This is a genomic window from Providencia sp. PROV130, assembly GCF_028482225.1.
Lineage (GTDB): Bacteria > Pseudomonadota > Gammaproteobacteria > Enterobacterales > Enterobacteriaceae > Providencia > Providencia rettgeri.
The window spans coordinates 1-26,975 of the sequence record NZ_JAMPQC010000032.1 but is presented as its reverse complement, the minus strand read 5'-3'; the positions used below and the strand labels follow the sequence as shown (position 1 = coordinate 26,975).

23 protein-coding genes are annotated in these 26,975 nt (G+C 38.3%); 13 read left to right on the top strand and 10 right to left on the bottom strand.

What is annotated here, in order from left to right; translation table 11 throughout:
- The first annotated feature begins 825 nt into the window (after positions 1-825).
- From mdlC to PSF28_RS20395, 3 genes are all read left to right on the top strand, one after another.
- Entirely contained in the window at positions 826-2,454 is a 1,629-nt protein-coding gene (gene mdlC / locus PSF28_RS20405) for a benzoylformate decarboxylase (protein ID WP_272685574.1), read from the top strand.
- 124 nt (positions 2,455-2,578) lie between these two features.
- On the top strand, positions 2,579-3,340 hold the full coding sequence (locus PSF28_RS20400; protein WP_210838081.1) for an aminoglycoside adenylyltransferase domain-containing protein: 762 nt from the start codon (positions 2,579-2,581) through the stop codon (positions 3,338-3,340).
- A 127-nt stretch (positions 3,341-3,467) separates the two neighbouring features.
- The gene (locus tag PSF28_RS20395; RefSeq protein WP_210838083.1) at positions 3,468-3,872 is read left to right on the top strand and encodes a RidA family protein; all 405 of its coding nucleotides are present in this window, start codon (positions 3,468-3,470) and stop codon (positions 3,870-3,872) included.
- 57 nt (positions 3,873-3,929) lie between these two features.
- Here the strand turns inward: PSF28_RS20395 and PSF28_RS20390 are convergent, their stop codons facing one another.
- Entirely contained in the window at positions 3,930-5,273 is a 1,344-nt protein-coding gene (locus PSF28_RS20390; protein WP_210838085.1) for an NCS2 family permease, read from the bottom strand.
- A 32-nt stretch (positions 5,274-5,305) separates the two neighbouring features.
- The gene (locus PSF28_RS20385; protein ID WP_210838087.1) at positions 5,306-7,081 is read right to left on the bottom strand and encodes an adenine deaminase; all 1,776 of its coding nucleotides are present in this window, start codon (positions 7,079-7,081) and stop codon (positions 5,306-5,308) included.
- A 144-nt stretch (positions 7,082-7,225) separates the two neighbouring features.
- Between PSF28_RS20385 and PSF28_RS20380 the strand changes: the two genes are divergently transcribed.
- From PSF28_RS20380 to PSF28_RS20370, 3 genes are all read left to right on the top strand, one after another.
- Complete coding sequence (locus tag PSF28_RS20380; RefSeq protein ID WP_210838088.1) at positions 7,226-8,152, top strand: LysR family transcriptional regulator; 927 nt, start codon at positions 7,226-7,228, stop codon at positions 8,150-8,152.
- A 164-nt stretch (positions 8,153-8,316) separates the two neighbouring features.
- Positions 8,317-9,213 (top strand): hypothetical protein, encoded by an 897-nt coding sequence (locus tag PSF28_RS20375; RefSeq protein WP_272666491.1) that lies wholly within the window; start codon positions 8,317-8,319, stop codon positions 9,211-9,213.
- A gap of 179 nt (positions 9,214-9,392) precedes the next feature.
- Entirely contained in the window at positions 9,393-10,127 is a 735-nt protein-coding gene (locus PSF28_RS20370; protein ID WP_210838092.1) for a vWA domain-containing protein, read from the top strand.
- 112 nt (positions 10,128-10,239) lie between these two features.
- Here the strand turns inward: PSF28_RS20370 and efeB are convergent, their stop codons facing one another.
- The 5 genes from efeB to PSF28_RS20345 form a co-directional block, all read right to left on the bottom strand.
- Positions 10,240-11,514: an iron uptake transporter deferrochelatase/peroxidase subunit gene (efeB, locus tag PSF28_RS20365; protein ID WP_272685573.1), complete on the bottom strand. Its 1,275-nt coding sequence runs from the start codon at positions 11,512-11,514 to the stop codon at positions 10,240-10,242.
- Positions 11,515-11,525: 11 nt separating this feature from the next.
- A complete protein-coding gene (locus PSF28_RS20360; RefSeq protein ID WP_210838096.1) occupies positions 11,526-12,428 on the bottom strand; it encodes an EfeM/EfeO family lipoprotein in 903 nt (300 codons plus the stop codon).
- Positions 12,413-13,255, bottom strand: a complete 843-nt coding sequence (locus PSF28_RS20355; RefSeq protein WP_272685572.1) for an FTR1 family iron permease — start codon at positions 13,253-13,255, stop codon at positions 12,413-12,415. Before PSF28_RS20355 ends, PSF28_RS20360 begins: the two co-directional genes overlap by 16 nt.
- Before the next feature lie 11 nt (positions 13,256-13,266).
- Positions 13,267-13,602: a cupredoxin domain-containing protein gene (locus PSF28_RS20350; RefSeq protein WP_210838100.1), complete on the bottom strand. Its 336-nt coding sequence runs from the start codon at positions 13,600-13,602 to the stop codon at positions 13,267-13,269.
- A gap of 95 nt (positions 13,603-13,697) precedes the next feature.
- Positions 13,698-14,255, bottom strand: a complete 558-nt coding sequence (locus PSF28_RS20345) for an iron transporter (protein ID WP_004913787.1) — start codon at positions 14,253-14,255, stop codon at positions 13,698-13,700.
- Positions 14,256-14,537: 282 nt separating this feature from the next.
- Here PSF28_RS20345 and PSF28_RS20340 point away from each other — a divergent pair, with 282 nt between their 5' ends.
- From PSF28_RS20340 to PSF28_RS20330, 3 genes are all read left to right on the top strand, one after another.
- On the top strand, positions 14,538-15,467 hold the full coding sequence (locus PSF28_RS20340; RefSeq protein ID WP_210838101.1) for a DUF7916 family protein: 930 nt from the start codon (positions 14,538-14,540) through the stop codon (positions 15,465-15,467).
- A 191-nt stretch (positions 15,468-15,658) separates the two neighbouring features.
- Positions 15,659-16,993 carry a 30S ribosomal protein S12 methylthiotransferase RimO gene (gene rimO, locus PSF28_RS20335; protein ID WP_210838103.1) on the top strand — a complete coding sequence of 445 codons (1,335 nt, stop codon included), beginning with the start codon at positions 15,659-15,661 and terminating at the stop codon, positions 16,991-16,993.
- Between the two features lie 215 nt (positions 16,994-17,208).
- Positions 17,209-17,850 carry a helix-turn-helix domain-containing protein gene (locus PSF28_RS20330; protein ID WP_210838105.1) on the top strand — a complete coding sequence of 214 codons (642 nt, stop codon included), beginning with the start codon at positions 17,209-17,211 and terminating at the stop codon, positions 17,848-17,850.
- 615 nt (positions 17,851-18,465) lie between these two features.
- Here the strand turns inward: PSF28_RS20330 and PSF28_RS20325 are convergent.
- The gene (locus PSF28_RS20325; RefSeq protein ID WP_272666497.1) at positions 18,466-19,095 is read right to left on the bottom strand and encodes a response regulator transcription factor; all 630 of its coding nucleotides are present in this window, start codon (positions 19,093-19,095) and stop codon (positions 18,466-18,468) included.
- 472 nt (positions 19,096-19,567) lie between these two features.
- Here PSF28_RS20325 and PSF28_RS20320 point away from each other — a divergent pair, with 472 nt between their 5' ends.
- Positions 19,568-20,563, top strand: coding sequence for a LacI family DNA-binding transcriptional regulator (locus PSF28_RS20320; RefSeq protein ID WP_272685571.1), 996 nt, complete (start codon positions 19,568-19,570; stop codon positions 20,561-20,563).
- 30 nt (positions 20,564-20,593) lie between these two features.
- Here PSF28_RS20320 and PSF28_RS20315 read toward each other — a convergent pair whose 3' ends face one another.
- A complete protein-coding gene (locus PSF28_RS20315) occupies positions 20,594-22,048 on the bottom strand; it encodes a glycoside hydrolase family 32 protein (RefSeq protein WP_210839652.1) in 1,455 nt (484 codons plus the stop codon).
- A gap of 203 nt (positions 22,049-22,251) precedes the next feature.
- Between PSF28_RS20315 and PSF28_RS20310 the strand changes: the two genes are divergently transcribed.
- The 3 genes from PSF28_RS20310 to purT all read left to right on the top strand — a co-directional run bounded on the left by PSF28_RS20310 (position 22,252) and on the right by purT (position 25,599).
- Positions 22,252-23,199, top strand: a complete 948-nt coding sequence (locus tag PSF28_RS20310) for an aminoimidazole riboside kinase (protein WP_272684364.1) — start codon at positions 22,252-22,254, stop codon at positions 23,197-23,199.
- 170 nt (positions 23,200-23,369) lie between these two features.
- Positions 23,370-24,296 carry an EamA family transporter RarD gene (rarD, locus tag PSF28_RS20305; protein WP_210839647.1) on the top strand — a complete coding sequence of 309 codons (927 nt, stop codon included), beginning with the start codon at positions 23,370-23,372 and terminating at the stop codon, positions 24,294-24,296.
- 124 nt (positions 24,297-24,420) lie between these two features.
- Positions 24,421-25,599: a formate-dependent phosphoribosylglycinamide formyltransferase gene (gene purT / locus PSF28_RS20300; RefSeq protein WP_210839645.1), complete on the top strand. Its 1,179-nt coding sequence runs from the start codon at positions 24,421-24,423 to the stop codon at positions 25,597-25,599.
- 69 nt (positions 25,600-25,668) lie between these two features.
- On the opposite strand, the gene PSF28_RS20295 is transcribed toward purT, so the two are convergent.
- Complete coding sequence (locus PSF28_RS20295; RefSeq protein ID WP_272685570.1) at positions 25,669-26,841, bottom strand: hypothetical protein; 1,173 nt, start codon at positions 26,839-26,841, stop codon at positions 25,669-25,671.
- Positions 26,842-26,975: the final 134 nt, after the last annotated feature.

The window sequence follows — 26,975 nt, the reverse complement described above, 5'->3', positions numbered from 1 at the left end:
TCACTGTTGTTATTTAACATTAGCGATAAATCAAGTTACTTTGTGCAACTTTTATTTAACAATGAGTTTTGTTTGGGTATCTATAACTTTTAGTTAACCCTAGACTAAGTATTGAATGGGTGGCAGTGAAGTCTCATGTGTAAATTTTCTTAGTTAAAAATAGCGAGAGACAGCATGAACAGCAGGTTTCTGTTGAAAAGGCTCATTTAAAGATGGCTATGTAGGAAGAAAGTTGGCTTTTTCGGGAACTTATCTAAGTGAAGGCTTATGTTACCAAGAAATGATAAGAAGTGTGATGTACAACATAAAAGAAAATGGGAGATTAGAGTGAAAAATGAGGTAAATAATCCATTATTGGATAATGAGTGAAAATATTGTCTAGTCTATAGGTAGGACCATCCTCAGAAATCTAGGGACCTCATTGTCGTTAACGCTAAAAATATGGCCTTTCATCAATAGTAAATCGCTGATGGTTACTTTTGAATAGAATAAGTACAAATATAATCACTAAACGCTATTTGATAATTTTGTTTCAGGTTTATATTTGGTTTTTTTTACCATCTTATTGAGACTGTTTAATTTGGCTGTTATTTAATGGCTTGTTTTCATAAGTGTATTGTCATTACCTTTCTTTTTGATGGACTTAAAAGGAAAATTCACCTGAATATATCGTTAATCAATTTTTTGCTATAGTACCTAATTACAATGAGTTAGGTTTTATTTTAATTATTTAATAATGATATGGCGTGTGAGTTTAACAGAGTTTTTTAACTCTAAATTTTCTTTTTATTAGATAATTTGAATATTTTTTATGGAGTGTTTTCAATGCAAAAAACGATCCGTCAAGTCACCTATGATTTATTACGTAAGTTAGATATTACAACCATTTTTGGCAACCCAGGTTCGACAGAAGAAACATTTTTAAAAGATTTTCCAAATGATTTTCGTTATATCCAAACATTACAGGAAGCCTCTGCTGTTGCCGCCGCAGATGGTTACGCGCAGGGAATGCGTAAAGTTGCGATGGTGAATGTACATACTTCCGCAGGGTTAAGTAATGCCATGAGTAATATTTTGACTGCCTATATGAACCGAACGCCATTAATTATTACGGCGGGAAATCAAACACGAGAAATGTTATTGATGGAGCCTTGGCTAACCAACATTGAGCCTGAAACGTTGCCAAAACCCTGGGTAAAATGGAGCTACCAGCCAGTGCGTGCAGAAGATGTCCCAGCTGCTTTTATGCGAGCGTATGCAATGGCTTTGCAACCGCCTGCCGGGCCAGTATTTTTATCTATCCCATTGGATGATTGGGATAAACCCGCACTAGCACAAGAAGCTGTTGTTCGTTCTGTGCCGCAGCGCATTGGTTATGATCCAGTTCGACTACAAGAGTTTGCTTCTGCTCTATCGAATGCGAAGAATCCTGTACTTATTTATGGTTCCGCCATTGCAAGAGGGGAAGGTTGGGATATCGGCATTAAACTTGCTGAAAAATTAAATGCTCCAGTGTGGGCTGCGCCTGCATCTGAACGTCCGCCATTCCCAGAAACTCATCCTCTGTATGCAGGTGGGTTACCTTTTGCGACAAAACCGTTATCTGAAAAACTCGAAGGACATGATTTAGCCATTGTTATTGGGGCTCCTGTATTTAGGTATTATCCTTATGTTGCAGGCAGTTATATTCCTGAAGGACTGAAATTACTACACATTACAGATGACCCAATCGAAGTGGGTAGAGCTCCTATTGGAGATAGCTTGTTAAGTGATGCTGTACTCGCATTAGAAGGGTTAATTAACTTGGTTGCGCCTCGTACTGCGACAAAAAAAGTGGAAAAACAACCTCATGGAATGGCACCGTACCCAGCAGCAGCTGAACAAAGTTGCAATAGCCCAACACTGAGTGCAACACAATTATTTCGCACCTTGAGGGAAGTTTCACCAAAAGAAACCGTCTTGGTGGAAGAGTCCCCTTCAAACCTCGGTGAACTTCATCGTGAATGGCCAATCGAATTTCCTGACTCATTCTATACTTTTGCAAGTGGTTCATTAGGTTGGAATTTACCAGCAAGTGTGGGAATTGCATTAGCCGAAAGGGACAGCGGGCGCCATCGCCCAGTGATGGCAATTATTGGTGATGGCTCCATGCAGTATTCAATTCAAGGCTTATGGAGTGCTGCGCAGCAGAATTTACCTATTGTGTTTATCATTCCGAAAAATAATGAATATGGCATTTTAAAATCATTTGCAGTATTGGAGGAAACACCGGGGGTTCCGGGGCTTGATATTCCAAATTTAGATATCGTGGCTTTAGGAAAAGGATATGGTTGTGCTGCGGTGAGAGCCGAAACTATAGAAGACATTAAACAAGCCTGCGAAGAGGCATTTAAGCGTAATGGGCCAACAGTGATTGAAGTGCCTATTTTACCGTCAATTCCTCCACTAATTTAACTATGTATGGATGATTAAATAGCTCCTAATCAGGGGCTATTTTTTTATCTGTGTTTTATTCAAGGAATAGATAGAATCGTTACATTATAATTATATTAATTAAATAAGTTAGGACGCGATTTTAATGAAGACCCCTCTACAAGCAGAACAAGCTTTGGTTATTCTACAAAAATATTTTTCTGATTCATTAATTGCTGTTTATTTGCATGGTTCTTCTGTTTCGAGTGGATTACGGCCAACGAGTGATATTGATATACTTGTGGTGGTTGATACTCCTATAACGAATATATGTCGTGAACAACTTGTGCGGGATTTAATGGATATTTCTGGCTTATATCCGATTGATCCAGAAGGCCGGCGACCACTTGAAGTTGCCGTATTTTTAGCAAGTGAATTAAATTCACTGTCTTACCCTGCAAAATGCGAATTAATTTATGGGGAGTGGTTACGTACAGATTACGAGCAAGGGGTATTTGAAGGGCAAACTCAAGATCCAGAGTTCACACTCATGTTAGCCCAAGCGTCACAAGAAGCGGTAAGTTTATGGTACCAAGAGATTTACCACTTACCGATTATTGGCTTGCACGATATTCACCGCGCTATGTTAGATTCACTCCCTAACCTAGAGTTATCCCTAGAAGGTGATGAGCGCAATGTTTTACTGACATTGGCACGGATGTGGTACACCATGGAAACAGGGCTATTTACTTCAAAGGGGGAGGCCGCTATTTGGGCAGCTGAATTAATGCCAGTGGAATTGGCATCAATCCTAGTGGTAGCAAAAAACGCCTATTTAACAGGGGGTTCTGTTGATTGGGAAAATCAGTTGATGAGTGTCACGCAATGTGCAAATTATTTAGCTGAGCGTATTCGTATTTATTCTTAGGTACCTTAAATCAACGTGTCTTTTGATGCTTTCTGAATACCAATCAAATGACGTTTGCTTGATGTTTAATGAATCAAAAAGTAAATGGCTTATACTGCCTCACTGTTTTATTAATGATGGAATAAAAATGACTAAGAAATCGATAAACCCAGCTTCTATCTTTAATTCTTTGCAGTATGGCTTTAGCCAAGCTATAGAAATAACGGGAACCCGACAATTATTTTTATCGGGGCAGGTTGGCGTAAATGCCGCAGAAGAAACTGTTGCTGGGGGTATATACGAACAAACCGTACAATCATTAATCAATATTGAACATGTATTGCATGCGGCAGGTGGCGATTTATCTCAGGTAGCTATGCTACGTATTTACATCAAAGAGGGCTTTAATAGCCATGAGGAACAAGCTGACATTGCGAAAGCATTAAAAGAAAAGTTTCCAAACAATCCACCAGCCTCATCTTGGGTTATTGTTTCAGGGCTTTCTTTGCCGGAATGGTTAATAGAAATAGAAGCTCATGCAGTTTTAAACTAAATTTATTAGAATAGAAAAGCCGACAGTGAAAAAATCGGCTTTTCTGGCACTAATGGTCTAGTGTTTCACTAGTGTTGAGAAATAATAAACAAGAGGTACCGCAAGGATCCACAAGCTAATTGGAATTTCTCTCCACTTGCCAGCAACGGCTTTAATTAAGATGTAGAATAACAACCCACCGGCGATACCCGTACCAAAGCTATTAGCGATTAGCGTAATCATCACCATCATTAATACGGGTAAGCCATCGGTAAAATTGCCTAAGTCTACTTTTCGTAAGCCACTGAACATATTTAGTCCAATTAAAATTAGAGCAGGAGCCGTGGCTTGTGCTGGGATCATTAATGCAATAGGTGTAAATAGCAGCATTAATAAAAACATAAAGGCTGCAGCAAGAGCTGTCATACCGGTTTTACCCCCAGCCTCTGCCGCGGCTGAAGACTCAATAAGTGCAGTTGCTGCAGGAATACCAACCCATGGCCCTAATGCTGCAGCAATTGAGTCAACGATAAAGGGACGGTTAATATTTGGCATATTCCCTTCTTTATCTAATAAACCCGCTTCTCCGCCAACTGCTAATGTTGTCCCCATAGTTGAGAAAAACTCAGCAGCAAAAAAGACAAATAAGAAAGGGAGAAACGCGATATTTAATGCGCCAATCAAGTCTACATGCCCTAATACAGGGGCCACAGAGTGTGGAATACCAATAAAGCTGTCAGGTAATTTTGTGACACCAAAAGGAATACCTAAGAGGGTTGCAAATAAAATAGCCCATAAAATTCCGCCCGGTATTTTGCGAGCTTGTAGTGCAATTGCAACGAAAAAGCCAGCAAGTGCAACTAATGCTCCGGGGGAAAGAAAATCACCAAGCATTAATGCATTTGTTTTTGGGTTAGCGAGTACTAATCCTGCATTTCGAAAGCCTAATACGGCAACGAAAAGGCCAATTGATGCAGTTAATCCGAGTTTAATTGATTGTGGGACAGAGCGTGTAACAACTTCACGCAAACCAAATTTAGTTAATAGGAAAAATAAGATCCCTGACCAACAAGCAATGCCGAGCCCTATTTGCCAGTCAATACCTTCACTGCCTGCAAGTGTAATACCGACAAGGACTGAGCCTCCAATACCAGGGCCAACAATAAAAGGTAAGTTTGCATAGAATGCCATTAATAAACTGGCAATGACGAAGACAATAATTGTTCCGGTGGTTGCGGCTCCTTTATCCATTCCTCCAACGGCAAGTAAACCGGGGATCACCACAAGCAGGTAAGCTGCGGCTAAAAAACCGGTCACTCCAGCTAAACACTCTGTTTTTACTGAACTGCCGCGCTCACGTAAAGCAAAGCGCCTTTCCAGCCAACTCCCTGATGTTGGCGTATTTATTGAATTGTCAGCCATTAATTGGCTCTCCTATCATTATTATTAATTTTCTATGCGTGCTTAGCAGTATGGATGACAGCGTCAACGATTTGACGTGTTGTTCCATCCGTTAATCCTAAATCGGTTAAATGTGGGCCTGCATTGCAAGCAAGACAGGTTCCTTCAATAGCCTTAAAGACTCGATAAGGTGGCTCCCAATCAGCGATTTCACTGCTTAATTCACGCAATTGGCGAAATTGAGCAGCCAGCTCAGTTGCGGGTAAATCAGATAGCATACCGGCTATTGGCATAGCGACATGAGCTAAAACTTGACCATTTTGTACTAGTGCCATACCTCCACCACTCTCGATTAATAAATTAGCGGCAATGGCCATATCATCAGGGTCACGACCAAGGACAACGAGGTTATGTGAATCGTGTGAATAGCTAGTCGCAATGGCTCCGCGTAATTCCCCCCAACCCTCAAGTAAGGCTATCTGAGGTAAAGCATCGTGGCGGCCGTGACGGTGTTGAACTCGGATAAGGCTGAAATTATTCGGCACTTGTACCACGCTATTTTTGATTTGTACGTCAATCTCGCCCCATTGGGTAAAGCGTGCTCCACGAATATGACGTAAACGCGCACTACCATCATTGATTCCATCAATTTTTAATGTGCAATCATTTGGGGTGATTGGCGAGAGTTGCATGGTATCTCGTGGTGGTAAAATATCATTATGTGCGCTTAATGCATTGATAAGTTGGTTATTTTCTGCAATTTTTTGGCCTGATACATACACGGCTTGTGCTTTCAACGTTTCCAATGAATCGAAGATGACTAAATTTGCTTTTCTCCCAGCAGCAATCAGGCCAAGGTCATGGCGTTGCAAGCGTATTGCAGCGTTAAATGTAGCAAAGCGCAGTACGTCCGTTGCTGGCATTCCATGTTCAATTAACAGGTTTAGTAACGCAATAATGCCACCTTTTTCAATTAATATGTCGGGCGGCACGTCATCCGTGCATACTGTAATTTGTGATGACAAATGCGGTAAAGATTTTAATGCGGCAACAATATCGGGAAGGAGATAAGGATGAGAGCCACGAATTTGTAATGTAAGGCCCGCACGTAGCTTTTCAAGGGCATCTTCAGCTGAGGTTAATTCGTGATCAGAGGTGACGCCGGCAGCCAGATAAGCTTGCAGAACAGCTCCTTTTAAACCTCTTGCATGGCCTTCTATAAGCTTACCTGATGTAATTCCTGCATTTAGAATTTCTTCCATTCTGTCACTGCCATGGAGCACACCAAACATATCCATGACTTCGGCCACACCACGAACTTCCGGCCAACTCAGCATGGTTGACATTTCTTTCCCAGCAAAGTCCGCTCCAGACATTTCTAAGCCAGGTGTTGATGGCACTGACGAAGGAGCTGCAACCATGACATCTAACGGTAAATTTCGGCTAGAATCAATAGCATAACGTACACCTTCTAGGCCTAATACATTGGCAAGTTCATGGGGATCCCAAAATACAGCTGTTGTTCCTTGAGCTAGAACTATTTCGGCATAACGTACAGGGGGTAAGTGTGAGCTTTCTAAATGGACATGAGTGTCTATTAAGCCGGGTGAAATGAAATAGCCTGATAAATCATGGGTTTCATTTGCGTCAGTACGGGTTCCAGTAGGATGAACGCTAGCAATTAGGTTGCCGGTAATCCCAATATCTGCAAGGCGAACTTCACCGGTTACCATATCAACAATATTGGCATTAGCGAGTAGAAGGTCAAAAGGCTTTTCGCCTTTAGCAGATTGAATGACGTGACGCCTATTTTGTTCTGTTATGCACATAAAGATACCATTCTTACAATTTATGATTGTTACTTTATGAGCAACGCAAACGTTTGCCAAGATGATAAAATTTATCATGTGATAAGAAATGGTTATAATGAATCGAAATATTGGCTAATCCAATAAAAGTAAAAGAACATTATTATGATAGAACCTTGGCAGAGGCTGCCTGCACTTACGCTCAAACAGCTACAGTATTTTGTGACGTTAGCGAAACTTCGTCATTTTACCGAGACCGCTAATCGTCTAGCGGTAAGTCAACCTGCTTTGAGTAGTGCTTTGCGGCAAATAGAAACGGTTATCGGAGGAAAGCTAATTAATCGCACAGCTTCATCCGTAACATTAACGGAGCTAGGTGCTGCAATTTTGCCACATGCACAGCAAATACTGAGTGTTTCTCATCGCGCATTTAGTGAAATTCAAAAAATAATCGCGGAAGGAGGGGACGGAACATTACGTATTGGCTTAGTTCCTTCCGTAAGTTCTCTGTTATTTCCTGCGGTGCCTGAACTATTAAATCAATATTTTCCGAGGCTTAATATTGAATTTTATGACCAAACGAATGACGCTTTAATTAATAAACTTATCAACCATGAAATTGATTTCGGTATTGGTGTGTTAGATAGTTCAGTACCTCAGAATTTAGCTATTTTTCCACTACAAGATGACCCTTTTGTGGCTGTTATCCATAATGATGACGCTGTAGCGGATAATAGATTTCATTTGCCATGGAAGTTACTCAATAACCGTGATGTTGCTGTATTTTCGAAAGGTAATATTCAACGCTTGGTCGCTGCGACAGTGGAAAGTCACCGTTTAAAATTAAAGATTCGCTATCAAGTGGATTACATTGAAACGCTATATGGCTTAGTTCGCTCAAAACTGGCGATTGCGATTTTACCACAGCTTTATACTGTACATTTACGTGATCCAGAATTGAAAGTTTTGCAATTACAACAGCCCGAGTTAACTCGTACAGTAGCTTTAATTCGCAATAGCCAACAAACGACGCCGTTAATGGATGAGGTTTTTCAGGTATTGTTAAAAGTATTGCGTGATAATAACGCATGAGTTATATCCATTAAATTGGTAACTACCGCATTTATCGTAAAGTTATTTTATTCGAATAACTGAATAATGGTTTCTAATATCGAAAATAATATTTTAAAGGGCGTCATACAATAGCTCTAATTTTTAGTTAATAAGTTGATTTTAAAAATTTTTGGAATAACATTATGAATACTATACTAAAATATAGCTGTTTTATAGCTGCAACTATATTACTTTCCGCTTGTGACGATATGGAACTTTTAAGTGGTAAAGGTAAGTTTTATTATAGTAATCCAAGTGCAAACACTATTACGTTTAAGCTGGATGGCAAAGGTTATGATGTTTTACCGGATGATAAAGGTGTTGTTTTACTTTCTAGTGGACCACACCAGTTAGTTAGTGATGAAGGTGACGTGACAGATTTTTTTGTTTTTGAAAATAACTCTGGCGGGATTATTAACCCAAATCATTTTGTTTACTACACCTTGTCTGAAGTTTATGCTGTTGATGGTAAAGAAGATAGGTTTAAACCTACTAGCTATCCCATTACAATTAATGGGCACGAACTTGCGCTACCTGCCCGTAGTTCTAACGCAACGCTTATTGATGCAAATATATTTAGGTGTAGCTACCCAGTAGGCGAAAGTTTTCCTGACTCAATCACACTCTATGATGATAAGTTAGATGGAAATATTAAATCTAAATGCTTTGATAAACATGAATTAATTGCCTATTTAGATAGTGAATATGGGCAAAATTTGTTGCCGGATCCTGCTAATCATGAAGCCGCGGATTCTATCAATATGGTATTTATATATGAAGTTCCAACTGTTACTTTTGATAATACGGATGTGCAGATAAAAGCCGAAAAATTAATTCAGTTAGTTACACGATTAAAAAATACTGATGATGTTGATATTCATAAAGAATTAAACCAAGAATTTCACCATGCTATCACTGAGTTAGTACATGAACAGGCTAGAAGCGCTTCATCAAACTCTGTTGCAGAAAATATAAAATATAATAATTTTATTCAAGAAATTAATGTAGTAAGAGAAAATGGTATTTGGTTAAAACAGTAATTGTTTAAGGGGATATACTATTTATTTACTTACTCAGGAAAATTATTATCAAGTAATAGTTTTGAAATTAATTAAGAAAATGCTTATTAAGTATACAGAGTAATCTTATTTTAAATAATTGGCGAAAAAGCGAGATTGGTGTGGTTATATTTATATTAACCACACCAAGGAACTCGGCGATGAATTTATCCATACAATCCGTTTTCACCGTCATATCAGCTGCATTTTTGTTTTTATTTTCCTCTATAGCTAGTAGTACTACTATTATTGATACTAAAAAAGAACCCGATGTTTTAGATTTAGTGTTTATTCTTGATAAAAGCGGTTCAATGTCAGGATTCGAAACCGATACAATCGGTGGATATAATAGTGTATTAACTGAAAATAAAGGGAAAAAAATAAAAACCTACATTACAACTATTTTATTTAATGACAAAACAAGTTTACTTCATAATAGAGAACCCATTGAAAAGGTTTCTAATCTAACACTTGATGATTATCCCGTTGGTGGTTATACCGCATTATTAGATGCGATAGGAGACGGTATTGAAAAAATGCAAGAAAATAGAAAGGTTACAAAAAATAATAATGTTCTTTTTGTGATAATTACAGATGGACAAGAAAATAGTAGCCGTAAATATTCTCAAGCGAAAATTAAAGCCATGATTAAGTCTGCAGAAACAGAAGATAAATGGGATTTTATTTTCTTGGGAGCCAATATTGATGCTATTTCTGAAGCAGAAAATATTGGAATTAAAAGTTCAAATGCGACTGGTTATGTCCAAGATGGGACTGGATACGATAAGGCTTACCGTGCGGTAAATAAAGCGGTGGAAGCGAAGCAAATGTCTGCGCCAATATCAGAGGATTGGAAACAAGAAGTTGAAGCGGATGTGAAGGAACGAAAAAAATAATAATATGTTTAAATCTAGGCAGTATTTTATTATTTAAAATGCCTAATAGTTGATGATAGAGTTGCAAGTAAAGCCCCTATAGCAAGGGTAATAGGGGCTTTTATTCATATCATTATTTAGTTTGTTTTAAGGCTGTAAACATTTTTTCAGCAAGTATGTCATGTGCCGACTCAATTCCAGGTAATACAAAGTAGTACCCGCCACCAAAGGGCTTGATATAACGTTCAAGCGGTTCACCATTAAGGCGCTTTTGAGTATCGATAAAGCCTGTCTTTAAATTTTGTTGAAAAGAGACGAAAACCAACCCCATATCGAGTGTTCCTGTTTCGGTTAACCCGAGTGAATAGCTGTAGCTCCTTCGCCTTAATTTTGCAGTATAACGTTCAGGATTGCGGGGTTCTGCACGGCGCATATGGGAATCAAATAAAATACGGTCGCCATGAGGGTCTTGGCCAAACTCAGGATCATCATGCTCATTTTTCATGCCGATGGGTGCTCCTGAATCTTTATGGCGACCAAAATCATTTTCTTGATCTTCTAATGGCGTTCTATCCCAAAATTCTAAATTAAAGCGAATGAGACGTACTGCTTGGTATGTCCCTCCATCACACCAAGATGGCTCTTGACTGCCTTTTGTTATCCAAATTAATTCGTTCATCAATAAATTGTCATCAGCAGGTGCATTTCCCGTTCCATCCTTAAAACCAAAAAGATTGATAGGAGTGGAATGGCTATCAATGTCTCGTGCAGGTAAGAAGCCGTCTATTTTCCAGAGGGGAAAGCTGTATGGAGAAATATGACGCAAAATGTCACGTAATGCATAGATAACGCTTTCTTGGCTATTCGCGCATATTTGCAGAAGAAGATCGCCACCACACCATTTCTGTTCTAACCGATCGTTGGGGAAACTGGTCATTTCACTAAGATATTTAGGTTTGATTTTATTTAAGCCGAACCGGTTATCAAACAGAGAGTTACCTAAAGCAACGGTGATGGTTAGTGAGTCGGGTTGTTGTTGCGCTCCCAGAATACCAGATTCTGCGGGAGGCATTTTATCATTATTGATTGGAGGCGCTTTTTGGGGTTGGGTTAAATCAGCGATACGCTGGGTTAGTAGAGTAAAAACAGTCTGTAATTCTTCGATGGAATTTGCCGTCATATTAAATGCGATGAAGGAGGCATTTTTGGGTTCAGGCGTCAAAACACCGGCTTGGTGTGGCCCAAGATAATTGATTGCTTTGTCATAAGTGAGTTGGCAATCGGCGATTTTGTCTTGTGCTTTTAATGCTGGGGCGGCTAAAGCTGCGCTACTAATTGCGAGCATTTTTAGGGCATTACGCCGAGACATTCCGTTGGTTTGAAATATATTTCTCAGTTTAGCTTGCATAAATGTATGCCTTAATATTTATAGTAAACATCGACATCGAGCTCAGCACGTAATTTTGCTAAGGTTTCGGCTTGCTGAGTGAATAATGAATAAAGCGCCATTTTGTCTTTGAGTTGTAATTGGCTATAAGGTTGATATGTCGTATTTGATAGTTGATATGACTGCATTATTTGATTAATCAGTTGGTCATTTTTCTGTATTTTTTCAAGGGTTTCTGGCTTGATAAAAGGCTTAATAATTTCAATTATTTTTTGTGACCCTTTCAAATTAGCAGCAATATCAGTTAAATCAGACAAACTGTAGATATTTTCTTTACCGCCCAATTTCGTTTCTAAGATCATTTCAATAAAATCAGCTGAGGCTTGCACGAGCTTAGGTATTTCAATGGTTTCAGTTGCTACCCGTTTATACAAATCACGCCCTTTAAGTAATAATTCTTGGTTTGCCGTTAAGGCAAGTTCAGTATTTTTTTGCATAAATAATTGGTATTCAACAAGATGAAACCCCGTAAAGCGGTAATCAGTTTCTTTATCAAGGAAATAATCGGCCCTTGGATTAATTGTTCTATCCGTATTACCAAATAAAATAATAATCGGGCGTACTGTTTCATAATGTTGGTGAGCCTGAATATACGCGGTTTGGGCTTGCTCTAGCTTTCCTTGTTGTAAACTTTGTTGTAACAATTCCAATTGCGTCACCATTTCTGCCAATTCAGCAGTGGCAAAGGCTAAATAGGTTTGGATGGCATGTTGATATTTTTCAGGAGTGGGAATATCCCCTTTAGCGATAATGATGTTATCCCCTGTTTGTACAGGGGATCTCAGTGCTTTACCTTGAACCAAGCTAGGTAGTGCCATACTGAGTATTAAGCTAATAGAGACCCATTTGATGCTATGCCTCAGTGAGCTAGACATTTTTTTTTGCTCCGAGTAAACAATGGGATCACAATAGCCCAATAAAGGATGAAGGTTATGACACTGAGCCAAATGGGCTGTGAACGATAGGCAAAGAAAGAAGAGATAAAATTACCAGCAATACCCGAATCGTCAAGAAATGCAGTTGTATCCCAAGCGGGATAAATTAAAAACTCAGGGATGGGAAAATCATATTCAATCAGTAAATTAGCGCTTTCTTCTACCCCTTTAAGTAGGAGGGATAACGCGAGGAACAATAGAATAATGCCGGTAACCTTAAAGAAGATAGACCATGACACTAAGCGATTTGTTAATAAGAAAGCATAGAGTGTAAGACCTGCAATTGCAATTCCACCACCGACTTCGATAAAGAAAGCCGATGCATTAGACGCGGTTAACGACATAATAAAGCTAGATAAAAAGACGACGATTTCGCTTCCTTCACGGGCAATGGCAATAGCAATAATCAATGCGGCGCCCCACCAGTTATGGTGAGCTGCATTATGGCTTATTCCTGATTCAATTTCTGATTTCATTGAGCTGCCATGTTTGTTCATCCAATACACCATTTGGACAATCAGAATACAAGCGAGTAACTCCATAAAAATCATAAACAGTGATTGCCCCGTATCATCAAGGACATTAAATACGCCATAGATGAGAAGAGCGAGTAGGATGGAGGTAATCATTCCAATAGCAACACCTGCCCAAAGGTATTTCATACCATTGTGTGCGTCAGGGTGTCGTTTAATCCACGCATAAATAATACCAATGACAAGCAACGCTTCAAAACTTTCACGCCACACAACAAACAGAACCTGTCCCATGCTAAATCCTTTTATTTCGCAATGATCTCGCCTTTGGGGTGAGAAAGATGGAAGTCATCAAAAAAAGTATATGTGCCAGGTTTCAATGGCGCGATAACAACAACAGAGCTTGCACCAGGGGCTAAAACTTTTTCTTTTCTTAATTGAATACTTTCAAATTCTGCGGGCTCAGTGCCTGTGTTGGTAATTTTAATACGGATAATCGTTTTTGCAGGAACTTCAAGAACACGCGGGATAAGATCACCATTTTTCATTTCTAATTCGACAGTATATTTTTCTGCAGCAAATGAAGGTAGGGGAATTATTGTACAAGTGATAACCAGTAAAAAGCTCAGTAATGTTTTCATTTTGGCTTGGTTTATCCTTTTATAACGACAAACAAAAAAGGGCTTATGCAAGAAAATTTCCTTGGTTAAGCCCTTAACTAATTTAGGTTAAAAAATTAGTAACTACCTTTACGGCCAACACCTGCGTAGTCAAAATCCCAAGAAACTTCGAAAGGTTGGAACCAAGGGGCCACACCTGTTTCTTTATCAATATGACGGCCAAAGGCAACATCTTTATTGTGTGATGGCGGGTAAATTTTATAGGTGACACGGTATTTACCATTGCCATCTAATTTGATGTTTTCACCATAATGAGGGCCATCACTTGCCACCATAGGCATAAATGTGCCTGTTTGAGTTTGTGGTTTATCACCAAGTTTAGTGACTGAATATTCAATGGTTAGGTAAGGGATCCAATCGCCTTCTGCAAAGCCATTTGGGTTATCTTCAACAGCGTGAATATCTGCTTCTAAGTGGACATCTGCTTTATCTGCAGCTAAGTGAGACATCGCATGATGGCCTTCTTCGGTATCCATTGTAATTGGTTGTAGGTAAACACCTTGGATTTCCATTCCGTTTTTGATCACAGGGTGACCGAGAGGGTACTCTTGAGCTAATGCTGAGATTGAAAACAACGCGAGACCTGAAACAGCAGCTTTATAGGCGAGTTTCATTATTTTAGTCCTTACCATAAGTGATATAGAGCTGTAATGATAATCATTACTATTACTAAAAAACAAGAGGTAATTTACGATAAGTAAATTACTAGTCGCTAAAAATGTTTGTTTTTATATAAAAATCTAAGTGTTAGAAAAAGTTATTATTCTTTAAAAAATAACTTGCTAATAGTGTGTTCTATTAGGCAGTTTATTATTGTCTACATGATATATTTTGAAGGTGTGAATTTTATTGCGAAAGAACACTTCATTCATTTTGTTGAAAATAAAGGTATAGCCATGCAACGACGTTATCTTGATTGCTCTGCTTCAGAAATTGCAAAACTCAATAAAAAGAGCCTATTAGAATCAATTAAAGCAAGTGAAGGGCGAATTTTGGTTTCTGAAACCATAGGCACAATTCAACCCGTATTAATGACGGTGACAAATGCTGAATTAGCCGCAAGCCAAGGTGCAGACATTTTATTATTGAATGTTTTTGATGTTAATCAACCGATTATGCAAGGCCTACCCGAAGGGGTTGAACCTGAGGAAATCATTCGCACACTTAAGCGTTTAACGGGACGAGCAATCGGTGTGAATTTAGAGCCTGTACCTGAGGGCTTTAATAATCCGACACAAGATGCGCAATGGAAAATGTCAGAAGGGCGATTAGCAACAGTCAAAAATGCCCTTAAATTAAAAGAAATGGGTGCGGATATTATTGTTCTAACGGGGAACCCTGGCAATGGAGTAACTAATCAGGAAATTAACCAGAGCCTTAAAGAGCTTAAAGCTGTTGTGGGTGAAGATATTGTGCTTATTACGGGAAAAATGCACGCTGCTGGTGTTTTAAATGCTTCGGCAGAGCAACTCATCACGGAAGATGATATTCGTACCTTTATTAACAATGGTGCGGATATTATTTTGCTCCCTGCTCCGGGAACGGTACCTGGGATTTCATTAGAATTTGTGCAAAAAATGGTAGGTTATTGCCATTCCCAAGGCGTGATGACAATGACGGCGATTGGCACTTCTCAAGAAGGTGCAGATTTACAAACTATTCGGCAAATTGCATTAATGTGCAAAATGGCCGGGACAGATTTACACCATATTGGTGATTCAGGTTATAACGGAATCGCATTACCTGAGAATATTTTAAATTATAGTATTGTTATCCGTGGTGTTCGTCACACCTATTCACGTATTGCTCGTTCGGTTAATCGCTGATTGACATTCTTAGGTGATTTTTACAAAAATGGTTTGTAGAAATCGCCTAATTAACACAAACTTTTTCTATTATTCTCGCGTTAAATACAGATTATTTTCGATAAAAATTTATACAATTCCCTCAATTCTTCAGGTAAAATTTCGCCCATTTTTCTAAAACAATATTTATAACACAAAAAAAGAAGTGAGTTATGTCGCAAAATACTAATCCGGTGCCAAAAATTGGCTTCGTCTCTCTCGGCTGCCCGAAAAACCTAGTTGATTCAGAACGTATTTTAACTGAGTTGCGCACTGATGGTTACCAAGTCGTTCCTAGCTATGATAATGCAGACTTAGTCATTGTGAATACGTGTGGGTTTATCGATAGCGCGGTGCAGGAATCACTAGAAGCGATTGGGGAAGCTCTGAATGAAAATGGCAAAGTGATTGTCACAGGGTGCCTTGGCGCGAAAGAGAACCAAATTCGTGAAGTACATCCAAAAGTTTTAGAAATCACTGGCCCACATAGCTATGAGCAGGTACTTAACCATGTGCACCACTATGTTCCAAAACCTGAACATGATCCTTTCTTGAGTTTAGTTCCAGAACAAGGGGTAAAACTAACTCCAAAACATTACGCTTATTTAAAGATTTCCGAAGGATGCAATCATCGTTGTACTTTTTGCATTATTCCTTCTATGCGAGGGGATTTAGATAGCCGCCCAATTGGGGATGTGTTAAATGAAGCTAAGCGTTTAGTCGCTTCAGGGGTAAAAGAGTTACTGGTTATTTCACAAGATACCTCTGCGTATGGTGTTGATGTTAAAAATAAAACGGGTTTTTGGGATGGGCAGCCTGTAAAAACTAGCATGGTGGGGTTATGTGAACAACTTGCTTCACTGGGCGTATGGGTACGTTTACATTATGTGTATCCTTATCCGCATGTTGATGATGTCATCCCTTTGATGGCAGAAGGTAAAGTTTTACCTTACCTAGATATTCCGCTGCAGCATGCAAGTCCCAAAATTTTAAAGTTAATGAAACGCCCTGGCGCTGTAGAAAGAACACTTGAACGAATTAAACGTTGGCGTGAAATTTGCCCTGAACTCACCTTACGTTCAACATTTATTGTGGGGTTCCCTGGTGAGACAGAAGACGATTTTCAAATGCTACTCGATTTCTTATCGGAAGCTAAGTTAGACCGAGTAGGCTGCTTTAAGTATAGCCCTGTCGAGGGGGCGAAAGCGAATGAGCTGGCGGATCAAGTCCCTGAGGAAATTAAAGAAGATCGTTATCATCGTTTTATGCAATTACAACAACAAATCTCTACACAGCGTTTACAAGATAAAATTGGTAAAGAAATTTTAGTCATTATTGATGAAGTTGATGATGAGGGTGCTGTTGGCCGTAGCATGGCAGACGCACCAGAAATTGATGGTATGGTTTATCTTAATGGTGAATTTGGTGTTAACGCAGGGGATATAGTGAAAGTATTCGTTGAGCATGCAGATGAATATGACCTGTGGGGAAATATTGTCACTTCTTAAGTGAATCAGAGCGTTTTAAACGTGTAAATGGCTAACTTAGGTAAATTAAGTTAGCCATTTTGTTTTTTACCATATTGATTAACTGCTTTTAATTGTGAAAAATTGATGTGGATCAATTGGTTTAAATCTATCAATTAATAACTTGATCTAGAATATAATAATTAAATGGAAAATTGACATAATCAGATAACTCTTATCGAAGAATAAGGATAACTATGTCGATTCATTTAATATTTCCAACTACAACACCTGTAAAAGAAAGTATTTATAATTCAGATGATTATAAATATATTGTAGAGCTTACTTATACAACTATTGAAGGCGGATTAGCCTCATTACATGATAATAATATTCGAAGTTCTCTGATTAGCTCTGATGGAAAAACACTTTGGCTTAGTCATGAGTTGGGTGGCAATTTTGAGATAGCAACCTTATTATCTGATAATTTAACTTATGGAGCACAGGCTAAGTTGTATGCCGCGCCAATCGAATTACATGGGATTTTTTATTATCTAGCTCCAGTGTATTCACATGCTGGAGAGCCAGTTCTAGTTGTTGCTTTATCTTCAACTCAGAAGAACTGCAATATTTTGTTTGCACTTACGCAGGCTTTAGCAAGGGAAGCGAGTGGGAAGTTGAAGTTTCACTATTATAAACAAGAAATTTTTAGGGAAAATAAGGTAGAGCAACGATTCGCTAACTTGGATATTCATTCAGTTGAGAAAGCTTTGATTATTGAAGTGGCGCAGGCTTGTGAAGGTAAAATTCAAAAAATGCATAAAGTCCTTAATATGGGACGGACAACGTTATGGCGCAAACTAAAGCAGTATGAAATTAACATTAAAGACTACAAATAGCTTCTCTCGTATGCTTTGGGCCGCAAAAAAAAAGCGCTTTCGCATGTTTTTGTGGGCAACAACAAAAAAGCATAAAAACAGCGAAGCGCGAAAAATTTACCAACATTTTGAACGACAGTCGATAGATAAATAAAGCGTAATCTATCTGCTTGTGTCGTTACTTGATGTATCGAGAAAAGAAAATGAAAACGATGCTCATTATGCTTGAGCTAGGTAAGTTGGTATGTCGTTTATAGCCCTATTTTTTTAGATTTGTGATGGATAAATATCGATGAGAAAGCGCATTGTCTTACTAAAAAATGGTGTGATAACTGCACTATTATTTTAAATGATATTTCAGTAACACAAAAAAGTATTATTTTATTTTGCAAGTATTAGTAGTTATTATTACGAGTGGAATTATCAATTCACTTAGGTTTCTTTAGTCTGTGATAGAGTAGAGCTATTGTTTATCACTTATAAAAACAAGTTATTATTTCAAAATTGACAGAATTTTTATCTATATTTATCTAAATTATAGTGTCTTTGGCATTTTTTAGGTAATTAGTTTCTGATGGCTTAGAATCAAACCACCAGAAATAATAACGCTATAACAAGATGAGCATATCATATAAATTAAATATATTTAGGATAGGTATTAATATATTCGTATTCTTGAATAAGTTGTGGTAGTGATTTAATACCTAGTTTCGTATAAATGTTAGAGCGATGAACTTCTACAGTTCTTGGTGATAGTGACAGTTTTTCAGCGGTTTCTTTACTAGTATTACCTTCTAATATCATATCCATAATCTCTCGTTCTCTAACCGAAAGACGGTTAAATTTATCAGAGAGGTAGGTATATTTCTTATACTTTTCATGCATATTTAAAAATAATTCTGTTGCGTTGCTGATGGAGTTTAGAATTTCAATGTCCTTGAAAGGAAAAGGGAAAAAATCAAAAGCTCCAGCTTTAAAACTCTCACGGCACAAACTGATAGAAGGCTCTTCAGCAAGCACAATGAATGGAACAATACCAAATGAATTATTTATATTGTTTAATCGACTAATACGATTTTCATCATTGTTTAAGAATAATAAAATACATTCTTTTACATTACCCTCACTAGGGTAAGTATAATTACTCATAAACACTTCTTCGTTATTATAAAATCTAAAGATAAAACCAAAAGATTCCATCATTAGTTTCAGTTTATTCTTAAAGACATTATCACTTTCTACGATTACGTGAATGGTGTTATTCATCACCATACTCCTGTTGAACTGATTTGATATTCATACGAATCTGATTAAATACGTAGATAAATAAAGTGAAATTATAATTTCACAATAATATTTTCTACTGATCGTTGTTCTTTTTATTAGTGTATTACTGACCTTAATTTATATTAAAAACATCATCTAGTTAAATTTAATATAAAAATAGAAACAATAGTTAAAGTTTGTGTCATTGGGTAATATTCGATTAATGACGTGTAACATGTTAGGTGAACTTACTTATTAAATGTGTTTTTTAACATAAAGTAATAGATAGAAATATTGTTAAAGCTAATCAATAATATCTTAAATCATTAGTCATAAAAAGTCTTAGATGTACACTTTATGCTGTTTTCTTAGGTGATAGTACTTAACTTGTGAATTGACGAAGATTAAGTGCTTTTTATATTTAACATGCTAAAATTTATTCTTACCTAGGTTTGATGAGTGAATATACTTAATGGCTTCTTTAAAAGACGTAGCTCGGCTTGCAAATGTTTCATTGATGACAGTATCACGGGCAATTAATAGCCCTGAATTACTCAAGCCTGAAACCTTGAAACAGGTCCAACAAGCTATTGAGTCACTCAATTATGTTCCTGATTTTTCTGCACGTAAGATTAGAGGAAAAAGTTCTAGGGTTTCGACAGTTGGCGTTTTGGCTCTTGATACAGCAACAACTCCGTTTTCTGTGGAAATCATTCTTTCAATAGAGCAAACCGCGAGGCAATTCGGCTGGAGTAGCTTTGTTGTTAATATTACCTCCAGTGAAGATAGTGAAAGAGCTGTCCGACAATTATTATCCCAGCGGCCAGATGGTATTATTTATACTACGATGGGGCTTCGAGAAGTGACTATTCCTGAAGGATTACATAATAATCGTTTGGTTCTTGCAAATTGCATAGATAAAAAAGGGCAGTTTCCAGCTTATGTACCAGATGACTTTAATGGTCAATTGAATGCAGTTAATCGCTTAATAGAGAAAGGGTATCGGAATCCTCTTTGTCTTTATATCCCGCAAGAGACACTTGCTGGAAAAACGCGCCGTGAAGCGGTGGAATCTGCATGGGCAACGGCTAATTTACCGCTAGCATCGCTTCAGCAATACCATTTAGAGCTAGGTGATGAACACTATTTAGATGTTATAGCTTTAATTAATAGTCATTTTAAGAATCAAAAACCGGATTTTGATGTCATTATTTGTGGAAATGACCGTATTGCATTTTTAGCTTACCAAGTACTGCTTAGTCGTGGTTTACGTATCCCACAAGATATCGCAGTACTTGGCTACGATAATATGATAGGTGTCGGAGAGCTATTTTACCCGCCATTAAGTACGGTTGTGTTACCGCACTATCAGTTAGGTCAACAAGCCGCTTTGCACATCATAGAAGAACGGCAGCAAAATAGTGTTGAATATGTTGCTTGCGACTTGTTAGAACGTAATTCTTTTTAGTTTCGCCGAGAAAGCAAATCGAATGGACAGTTATTCAATCGCTTTCTTGAGTTCCCAATAAATCGCTTTTTCTAGTTTAGCCTGGTGATTTATTGCAAATAATCTTAAATCTCGTTCACTTTGGTGTGGGTAGATACGGCAACTAAAATTGAGTTCACCATCATTAATAAATACTTCCAAGCTAGAGTGGTCGATAAAAGCATTTATTTTAAGTTGATGACCTTGGGGTATCGGAGCACAACGATTATCACTAATTGTATATTCAGGGTAATGACGCATTAAGGTTAATTGCTGATTTTGGTTATCAACATAGAACTGCACGCCGTATCCAATCCAAAAGCCAAATTTTTCAGCCGGGCTTTGTTGTAAATCCCAAATAAGTTCTATTTCACAACTTGTCGCATTTTCATTCAACACTATGGTGCTGTTTTTGGCTAACATTGTTGCGGAAAAATGGCTTGCAGACTGGCGTAATGATTTCAATTCCTCTATAGGTTTAGAGATAATTTTACCTTGTTCATTCAGTGTTAGCTCTCTAGGTAAAGTAAAACACCCTGACCACCCATGTTTTTGTGTGGGCATATGACTTTCCCACATATCCATCCAAGCGATAGCGATACGACGACCGTCTTTAGCTAAAAAGGTTTGAGGTGCATAAAAGTCTTGGCCAAAATCAAGCTCAGTAAATGAATGTGAAATTTGATAAGGTAAATTAGGCGACCAATTACCAACCAAATAGCCATTTTGAAATAAATTTCGATATTGATAATTTTTTGCTTTTTTTCCTTGAGGAGAAAAGAGGGCAATAAATTTTTCGCCTAATGGAAAGAAATCAGGGCATTCCCACATATAAACATCATCGTCGTCAGTTTTTGCTAGGATTTGATAATTTTGATCCCAATTTAATAAGTCAGTAGAGTTGAATAAGAGGATTTGCCCTTGATCTTGAGAGTCTCTTGCACCAACCACCATCCACCATTTGCCATCTTGTTGCCAAACTTTAGGATCTCTAAAGTGCATATAGCCATCAGGGGAAGGAAGTACAACACCTTTCTTTTCGAAATGAATACCATCTTCACTGATTGCAACACACTGTGATTGGATGATTTGGCTGTCATCACCTGGATTTGCTAACCAGATATGGCCTGTGTAAAACAAATACAATTTGTTATCGTAACTAATTGCGGAGCCTGAGAAACAACCATCTCGGTCATAATCTTCACTTGGTGCTAACGCAATGGGTTGATGTTGCCAATGGACCATATCAGTGCTTGTTGCATGACCCCAATGCATGGGGCCCCAAATCGCACTAAATGGATGATGTTGATAAAATGCGTGGTATTGTCCTTGATGATAGATCAAACCATTTGGGTCATTCATCCAGCCTACATAAGGGGCAAGGTGGTATTGTGGATAGAACTGCAAGCTCATGCTTTCCCTTGCTGTTTTGATGGTTTCGTTGGCTAATTCAAGTTGTTTTTTCATTATGGCTTCCTGAACATTTTTCGATCGCGATAACAAAATGAGCGCATGAAATTCAATAATAGGTGCGTTTATTTGCTGGCTTCTTTATACTCAATGTTAACGTTAACAGTTTGCGTTTACTAGTTTTATTTTTATGAGTTGGTAATGTGTAATTTATGAATATGAATAAAGGTTAAAAATATAAAACTCGCAAAGGAGATATAATGAAAGTTTGGGCATTAGGGGATGCAGTCATTGATTTAATTCCTCTTCAAAACATGCAATATGAAGCTTGTGCTGGTGGTGCGCCTGTGAATGTCGCCGCTGGGGTTGCACGCTTAGGGCAAAATAGTGGTTTTATTGGACGAGTCGGTGAAGAAGCTTTCGGGCATTTCATGCAAAAAACCTTATTTGATATAGGGGTTGATACTAGTGCGATGGAATTTGATGAAAAGTACAAAACAAGTACTGTTCTCGTCTCGTTGCATGAAAACGGAGAACGTGAGTTTTCTTTTTTAGTTTCTCCATCGGCTGACCAATTTTTAACGACAAATAACTTACCGCAATTTGGTAATGATATTTTGCATTTTTGCTCATTAGCTCTAGTGCATCATCAATGTAGAGCATCTCTATCGACAGCTATCGAACAACTAAAACTCGCTGGTGGATTACTGAGTTTTGATATTAATATTCGTCCTCAAATGTGGTCTGATCCCGATGAAATGCATCAAGTTGTTGATAATTTTGCAAAACGAGCGGATATTTTAAAACTTTCTGATGATGAGCTGCTGTGGTTAACGCAAGAAAGTCGTTTTGAAAATGCAATCGCCAAATTGCAAAGCTATCCTGCCCAATTAAAAATTGTTACTCAAGGGGCTAAAGGTTGTCAGGTGTTCACTTCTTCGGTTCAAATGGCCGTAAGTGCTTATTTAGTAGAAAGTATTGATACCACAGGGGCTGGTGATGCATTTATGGCGGGGTTGTTGGCGGCCATTTCACAATATGGGCTAGTCAACGAAAAAGAGGGGCTGATGAAGGTCATTTCGCAAGCTACTGCTTGTGGTGCATTGGCGACAACCAAAAAAGGTGCTATTGCCGCAGCGCCGACACAAGAGGAATTATGTGTATTTATGCAGCAGCAACCACCATTACATCAGCGTGATGTTTTTTGATGAAGATATATGCAGCGAGTAAATAAAAGGTAGCGATATAGTTACCTTTTATTTTAAGAATACTTGATATAATTCAACCTATATTATGATGTTGATAAGTTTTATTTTTTGCATTTTGGCGTATGATAAGTAGCTAATATTATTTAATCAGATTTTATTGTGGATAAATTATGTTGCTTCGCTCGGGAGTAGCTCTTGCTATTTTTTCCTATATCTTATGGGGAATCACACCATTATTTTATCGTTTACTTCCCGGAGCGGAACCTTTAGAGCTACTTGCAGAACGTCTTATTTGGTCTGTGCCTATACTTTTTTTTGTTCGCTTAATTATTAAAAATAAATCTTTATGGCGCGAGGTATGGTCTGATAAATGGTCGATAATTTTGTGTTTATTTAGTTCGTCGGTTATGGCGATATCTTGGACAACATTTACCTACGCATTAACTCACGGACAGGTGTTAGCCGCGAGTCTTGGGTACTTTATTAACCCATTATTCTCTATTCTACTTGGTGTTTTGTTCCTTCGTGAACGGCTTGTTTTTGCAGAAAAAATGGCTGTTATTTTTATTTGTGCGGGGGTCGGTTACCAAATTTGGCAGTATGGCGAATTACCTATTTTAGCGTTAGTCATGGGGAGTGCTTTTGCGGTATATGGATTAATCCGTAAATTTATTCGATTTGATGTGATTACGTCTTTATTTCTAGAAGCGCTTTGGTTGCTGCCTATTGCAATAGCAATCTCTTGGTGGTTAGCTTCTAATGGTTTAAGTGCCGTGGCCCAAGGGGATTGGCAAATAAAAGTTCTTTATATGTTAGCGGCTCCAGTCACGATCATTCCTTTGCTCTTTTTTACCGCGGCAATTAAACGAACGTCATTAACGGTGATCGGTTTAGCACAATATATAGAACCAACAATTCAATTCTTATTAGCCGTATTTTTATTTAATGAGCTATTTGATTGGGTCAAAGGCATTAGCTTCTCACTTATTTGGATTGGTTTAATATTTTGTGTGTTAGCAATCTTACGCAAACAGTATATTAAATTTTCTCATAAAGAACCCTTTATTACCGGGCGAGACAAAACACCATTAGATTAAATAATTAACCATATTATCAAAAGATTATAAATTTTTTGTCTTATGGTATTTTTTCCTTGATAGTAAAAGCAAACGGTTGCGTATATAATTGGCAGTAATTTTTTTGTCGGTAAGGTTATCAATCATGAATCAATTAGGTACTGCGCTGTGTAAATCAGCAACAAAAGTGATGTTATTAGGTGCTGGAGAGTTAGGCAAAGAAGTTGCGATTGAATGTCAACGCTTGGGCATCGAAGTTATTGCGGTTGATCGCTATGATAATGCGCCAGCGATGCATGTTGCACACCGCAGTTATACAATAAACATGCTTGATGGCGAAGCGATGAAGCGAATAGTTTCAATTGAAAAACCCGATATTATTGTGCCTGAAATTGAAGCGATTGCGACACAGGTATTAATGGAACTGGAACAACAAGGACAAAAAGTAGTTCCATCTGCGAAAGCGATTGTTCTTACTATGGATAGAGAAGGGATCCGTCGTTTAGCTGCAGAAGAGTTGAAGTTGCCAACATCAGAGTACCAATTTGTAGACAGCAAATCCGATTTTATCGCAGTAGCAGAAAAAATCGGTTTTCCTTGTATTGTTAAGCCTGTGATGAGTTCGTCAGGGAAGGGGCAAAGTGTGATCCGTTCTCGAGACGAATTAAATCAAGCTTGGGATTACTCACAGCAAGGTGGTCGAGCAGGTCAAGGCCGTGTAATTGTTGAAAAAATGGTTAATTTTGATTTTGAAATCACATTGTTAACGGTTAATGCGGTGGATGGCATTCACTTTTGTGCGCCAGTAGGGCACCGACAAGAAAAAGGGGATTATCGCGAGTCTTGGCAGCCACAGTACATGAGTGAAGTGGCGTTGAAAAAAGCGCAAGATGTTGCTGAGAAAATTGTTACCTCTTTGGGGGGCTACGGAATATTTGGTGTTGAATTATTTGTGTGTGGTGACGATATCATTTTTAATGAAGTTTCGCCTCGTCCCCATGATACAGGCATGGTGACGCTGATTTCACAGAGTTTATCTGAATTTGCCTTACATGTTCGCGCATTTCTTGGCTTCCCAATCGGTGTGATTCGTCAATATGGGCCGAGTGCTTCAGCGGTTATTTTACCCAATTTACAAAGCCAAAATGTGATCTTTTCAAATATTGGCGCAGCGTTGGGGGCTGATACGCAATTACGGTTATTTGGTAAACCTGAAATTGCAGGAACTCGCCGGTTAGGTGTTGCTTTGGCTATTGCAGATTCGATTGAAAGTGCATTAAAAATGGCGAAAAAAACCGCGAATACAGTGCATGTTTCTGGCTGACTTCAATGATATTAGCGTTCAATGACGTTAAGTGACTGAGCGCTAACAGAGTAAATCAATGACGATGATTTACTCTAAGAAAAACGATACATCAATGCTACCGCGATAACTACCTGCTCTAACACTACCATTGTGGCATAGGTTGAAGTATAAGTTCTTTTTCAAATTAGTCGTTGTGATATCCCCTAATTTGACTCGCTCATAGTATCTGATACCATCCGGGTTACCATTGCGGCAGATGTCAGATGAAGGCACGGTTTGGGAAGCCACAATATATGGCCGTTCGGTAGTTTCAGATGAGCTACCCGAGACTAAATCCAACGCCATCCCAGCTAAATTAGTGCCCGCCGTGGTACCTGTACTATTTTGCCCATATAATTGTTGGTTTGCTGATAACACCATCAGCAATTTACCCGTAGTTACACAGTTAATACTCATACTGGCAGGGCGTGTTTCCAGTAATGTATTTTGTTTATAGCCCGCTAGCTGTGTACTAAAGATAATATTAGTACTTGTGATCGGGGTGACAGTACAAGAATCTAATGCTTCAATACTGAGTGTGCTGTCGGCCAGTAACTGAGTATCCGCATGACCGAAACCCATATAGGAGTAAATTGAACCTTGACCAAATATGAGTTGTTCATCGGTTGATAATCGATAACGTCCTTTAACTACCGTTGTGGGCCCGCCTGACTGAGAACTGGCAAACGCTGAAAAACTCGTAATATCGGCGCGAATATACCCCGTAGGAGTCCCCCCCGCTTGAAAGTAATTATTAATTGGTGTAGAGCTGTATCCCAATCCCCAAGCTAAATCCCCGCTGGATTTTAAATTTCCCGCAATTTGTCGTGATTGTTTTAAGGTGGCCGTTTTGATAACAGATTGATAGCTTGAGTTTTTATAAGAAGTCGATACCGTACCATTGAGTAATAAAACGATAATTCGGCTACTATCATTTTCATTAATTAAGCGAATACCTGGCGCACCTTCATATCTTGGGAAATTAGATTGGATCGTATGATTTCTCGTAGTAGCAAATTTAAGATAGGTATCGTGCCTAGGTAACATGGGGTAGTTAATATTGGGATCACTTAATGGATAGGTGAATGGGCTTAGATACCGTGCATGAGTATTCAAATAAGCACTACGGTTCGCGGGATATAACTCCCCTAAATAACCCGTTTGACCCGCTCTAACTGTTAATTTATCCCCAGCAGCTGAAGCTGTAAATGCACCGCCCAATAATAATGCACAAGAAAGACTTGAGCATAACTAACGGAAAAAAATAGAAGAATGGTACTTTTTCATAGTTATGCCTTTTATAAAACGGAATTGAGTAATCCTATGGCGACAATTACTGGCACTGTGTATTTAAA

Coding starts and splice junctions, on each gene's coding strand:
- purT (WP_210839645.1), top strand. CDS start 24,421: ATGAATCAATTAGGTACTGCGCTGTGTAAATCAGCAACAAAAGTGATG.
- PSF28_RS20380 (WP_210838088.1), top strand. CDS start 7,226: ATGATAGAACCTTGGCAGAGGCTGCCTGCACTTACGCTCAAACAGCTA.
- PSF28_RS20310 (WP_272684364.1), top strand. CDS start 22,252: ATGAAAGTTTGGGCATTAGGGGATGCAGTCATTGATTTAATTCCTCTT.
- PSF28_RS20385 (WP_210838087.1), bottom strand. CDS start 7,081: ATGTGCATAACAGAACAAAATAGGCGTCACGTCATTCAATCTGCTAAA.
- rarD (WP_210839647.1), top strand. CDS start 23,370: ATGTTGCTTCGCTCGGGAGTAGCTCTTGCTATTTTTTCCTATATCTTA.
- PSF28_RS20345 (WP_004913787.1), bottom strand. CDS start 14,255: ATGAAACTCGCCTATAAAGCTGCTGTTTCAGGTCTCGCGTTGTTTTCA.
- PSF28_RS20330 (WP_210838105.1), top strand. CDS start 17,209: ATGTCGATTCATTTAATATTTCCAACTACAACACCTGTAAAAGAAAGT.
- PSF28_RS20390 (WP_210838085.1), bottom strand. CDS start 5,273: ATGGCTGACAATTCAATAAATACGCCAACATCAGGGAGTTGGCTGGAA.
- PSF28_RS20340 (WP_210838101.1), top strand. CDS start 14,538: ATGCAACGACGTTATCTTGATTGCTCTGCTTCAGAAATTGCAAAACTC.
- PSF28_RS20395 (WP_210838083.1), top strand. CDS start 3,468: ATGACTAAGAAATCGATAAACCCAGCTTCTATCTTTAATTCTTTGCAG.
- PSF28_RS20360 (WP_210838096.1), bottom strand. CDS start 12,428: ATGTCTAGCTCACTGAGGCATAGCATCAAATGGGTCTCTATTAGCTTA.
- PSF28_RS20325 (WP_272666497.1), bottom strand. CDS start 19,095: ATGAATAACACCATTCACGTAATCGTAGAAAGTGATAATGTCTTTAAG.
- PSF28_RS20350 (WP_210838100.1), bottom strand. CDS start 13,602: ATGAAAACATTACTGAGCTTTTTACTGGTTATCACTTGTACAATAATT.
- PSF28_RS20315 (WP_210839652.1), bottom strand. CDS start 22,048: ATGAAAAAACAACTTGAATTAGCCAACGAAACCATCAAAACAGCAAGG.
- rimO (WP_210838103.1), top strand. CDS start 15,659: ATGTCGCAAAATACTAATCCGGTGCCAAAAATTGGCTTCGTCTCTCTC.
- PSF28_RS20370 (WP_210838092.1), top strand. CDS start 9,393: ATGAATTTATCCATACAATCCGTTTTCACCGTCATATCAGCTGCATTT.
- mdlC (WP_272685574.1), top strand. CDS start 826: ATGCAAAAAACGATCCGTCAAGTCACCTATGATTTATTACGTAAGTTA.
- efeB (WP_272685573.1), bottom strand. CDS start 11,514: ATGCAAGCTAAACTGAGAAATATATTTCAAACCAACGGAATGTCTCGG.
- PSF28_RS20355 (WP_272685572.1), bottom strand. CDS start 13,255: ATGGGACAGGTTCTGTTTGTTGTGTGGCGTGAAAGTTTTGAAGCGTTG.
- PSF28_RS20375 (WP_272666491.1), top strand. CDS start 8,317: ATGAATACTATACTAAAATATAGCTGTTTTATAGCTGCAACTATATTA.
- PSF28_RS20320 (WP_272685571.1), top strand. CDS start 19,568: ATGGCTTCTTTAAAAGACGTAGCTCGGCTTGCAAATGTTTCATTGATG.
- PSF28_RS20400 (WP_210838081.1), top strand. CDS start 2,579: ATGAAGACCCCTCTACAAGCAGAACAAGCTTTGGTTATTCTACAAAAA.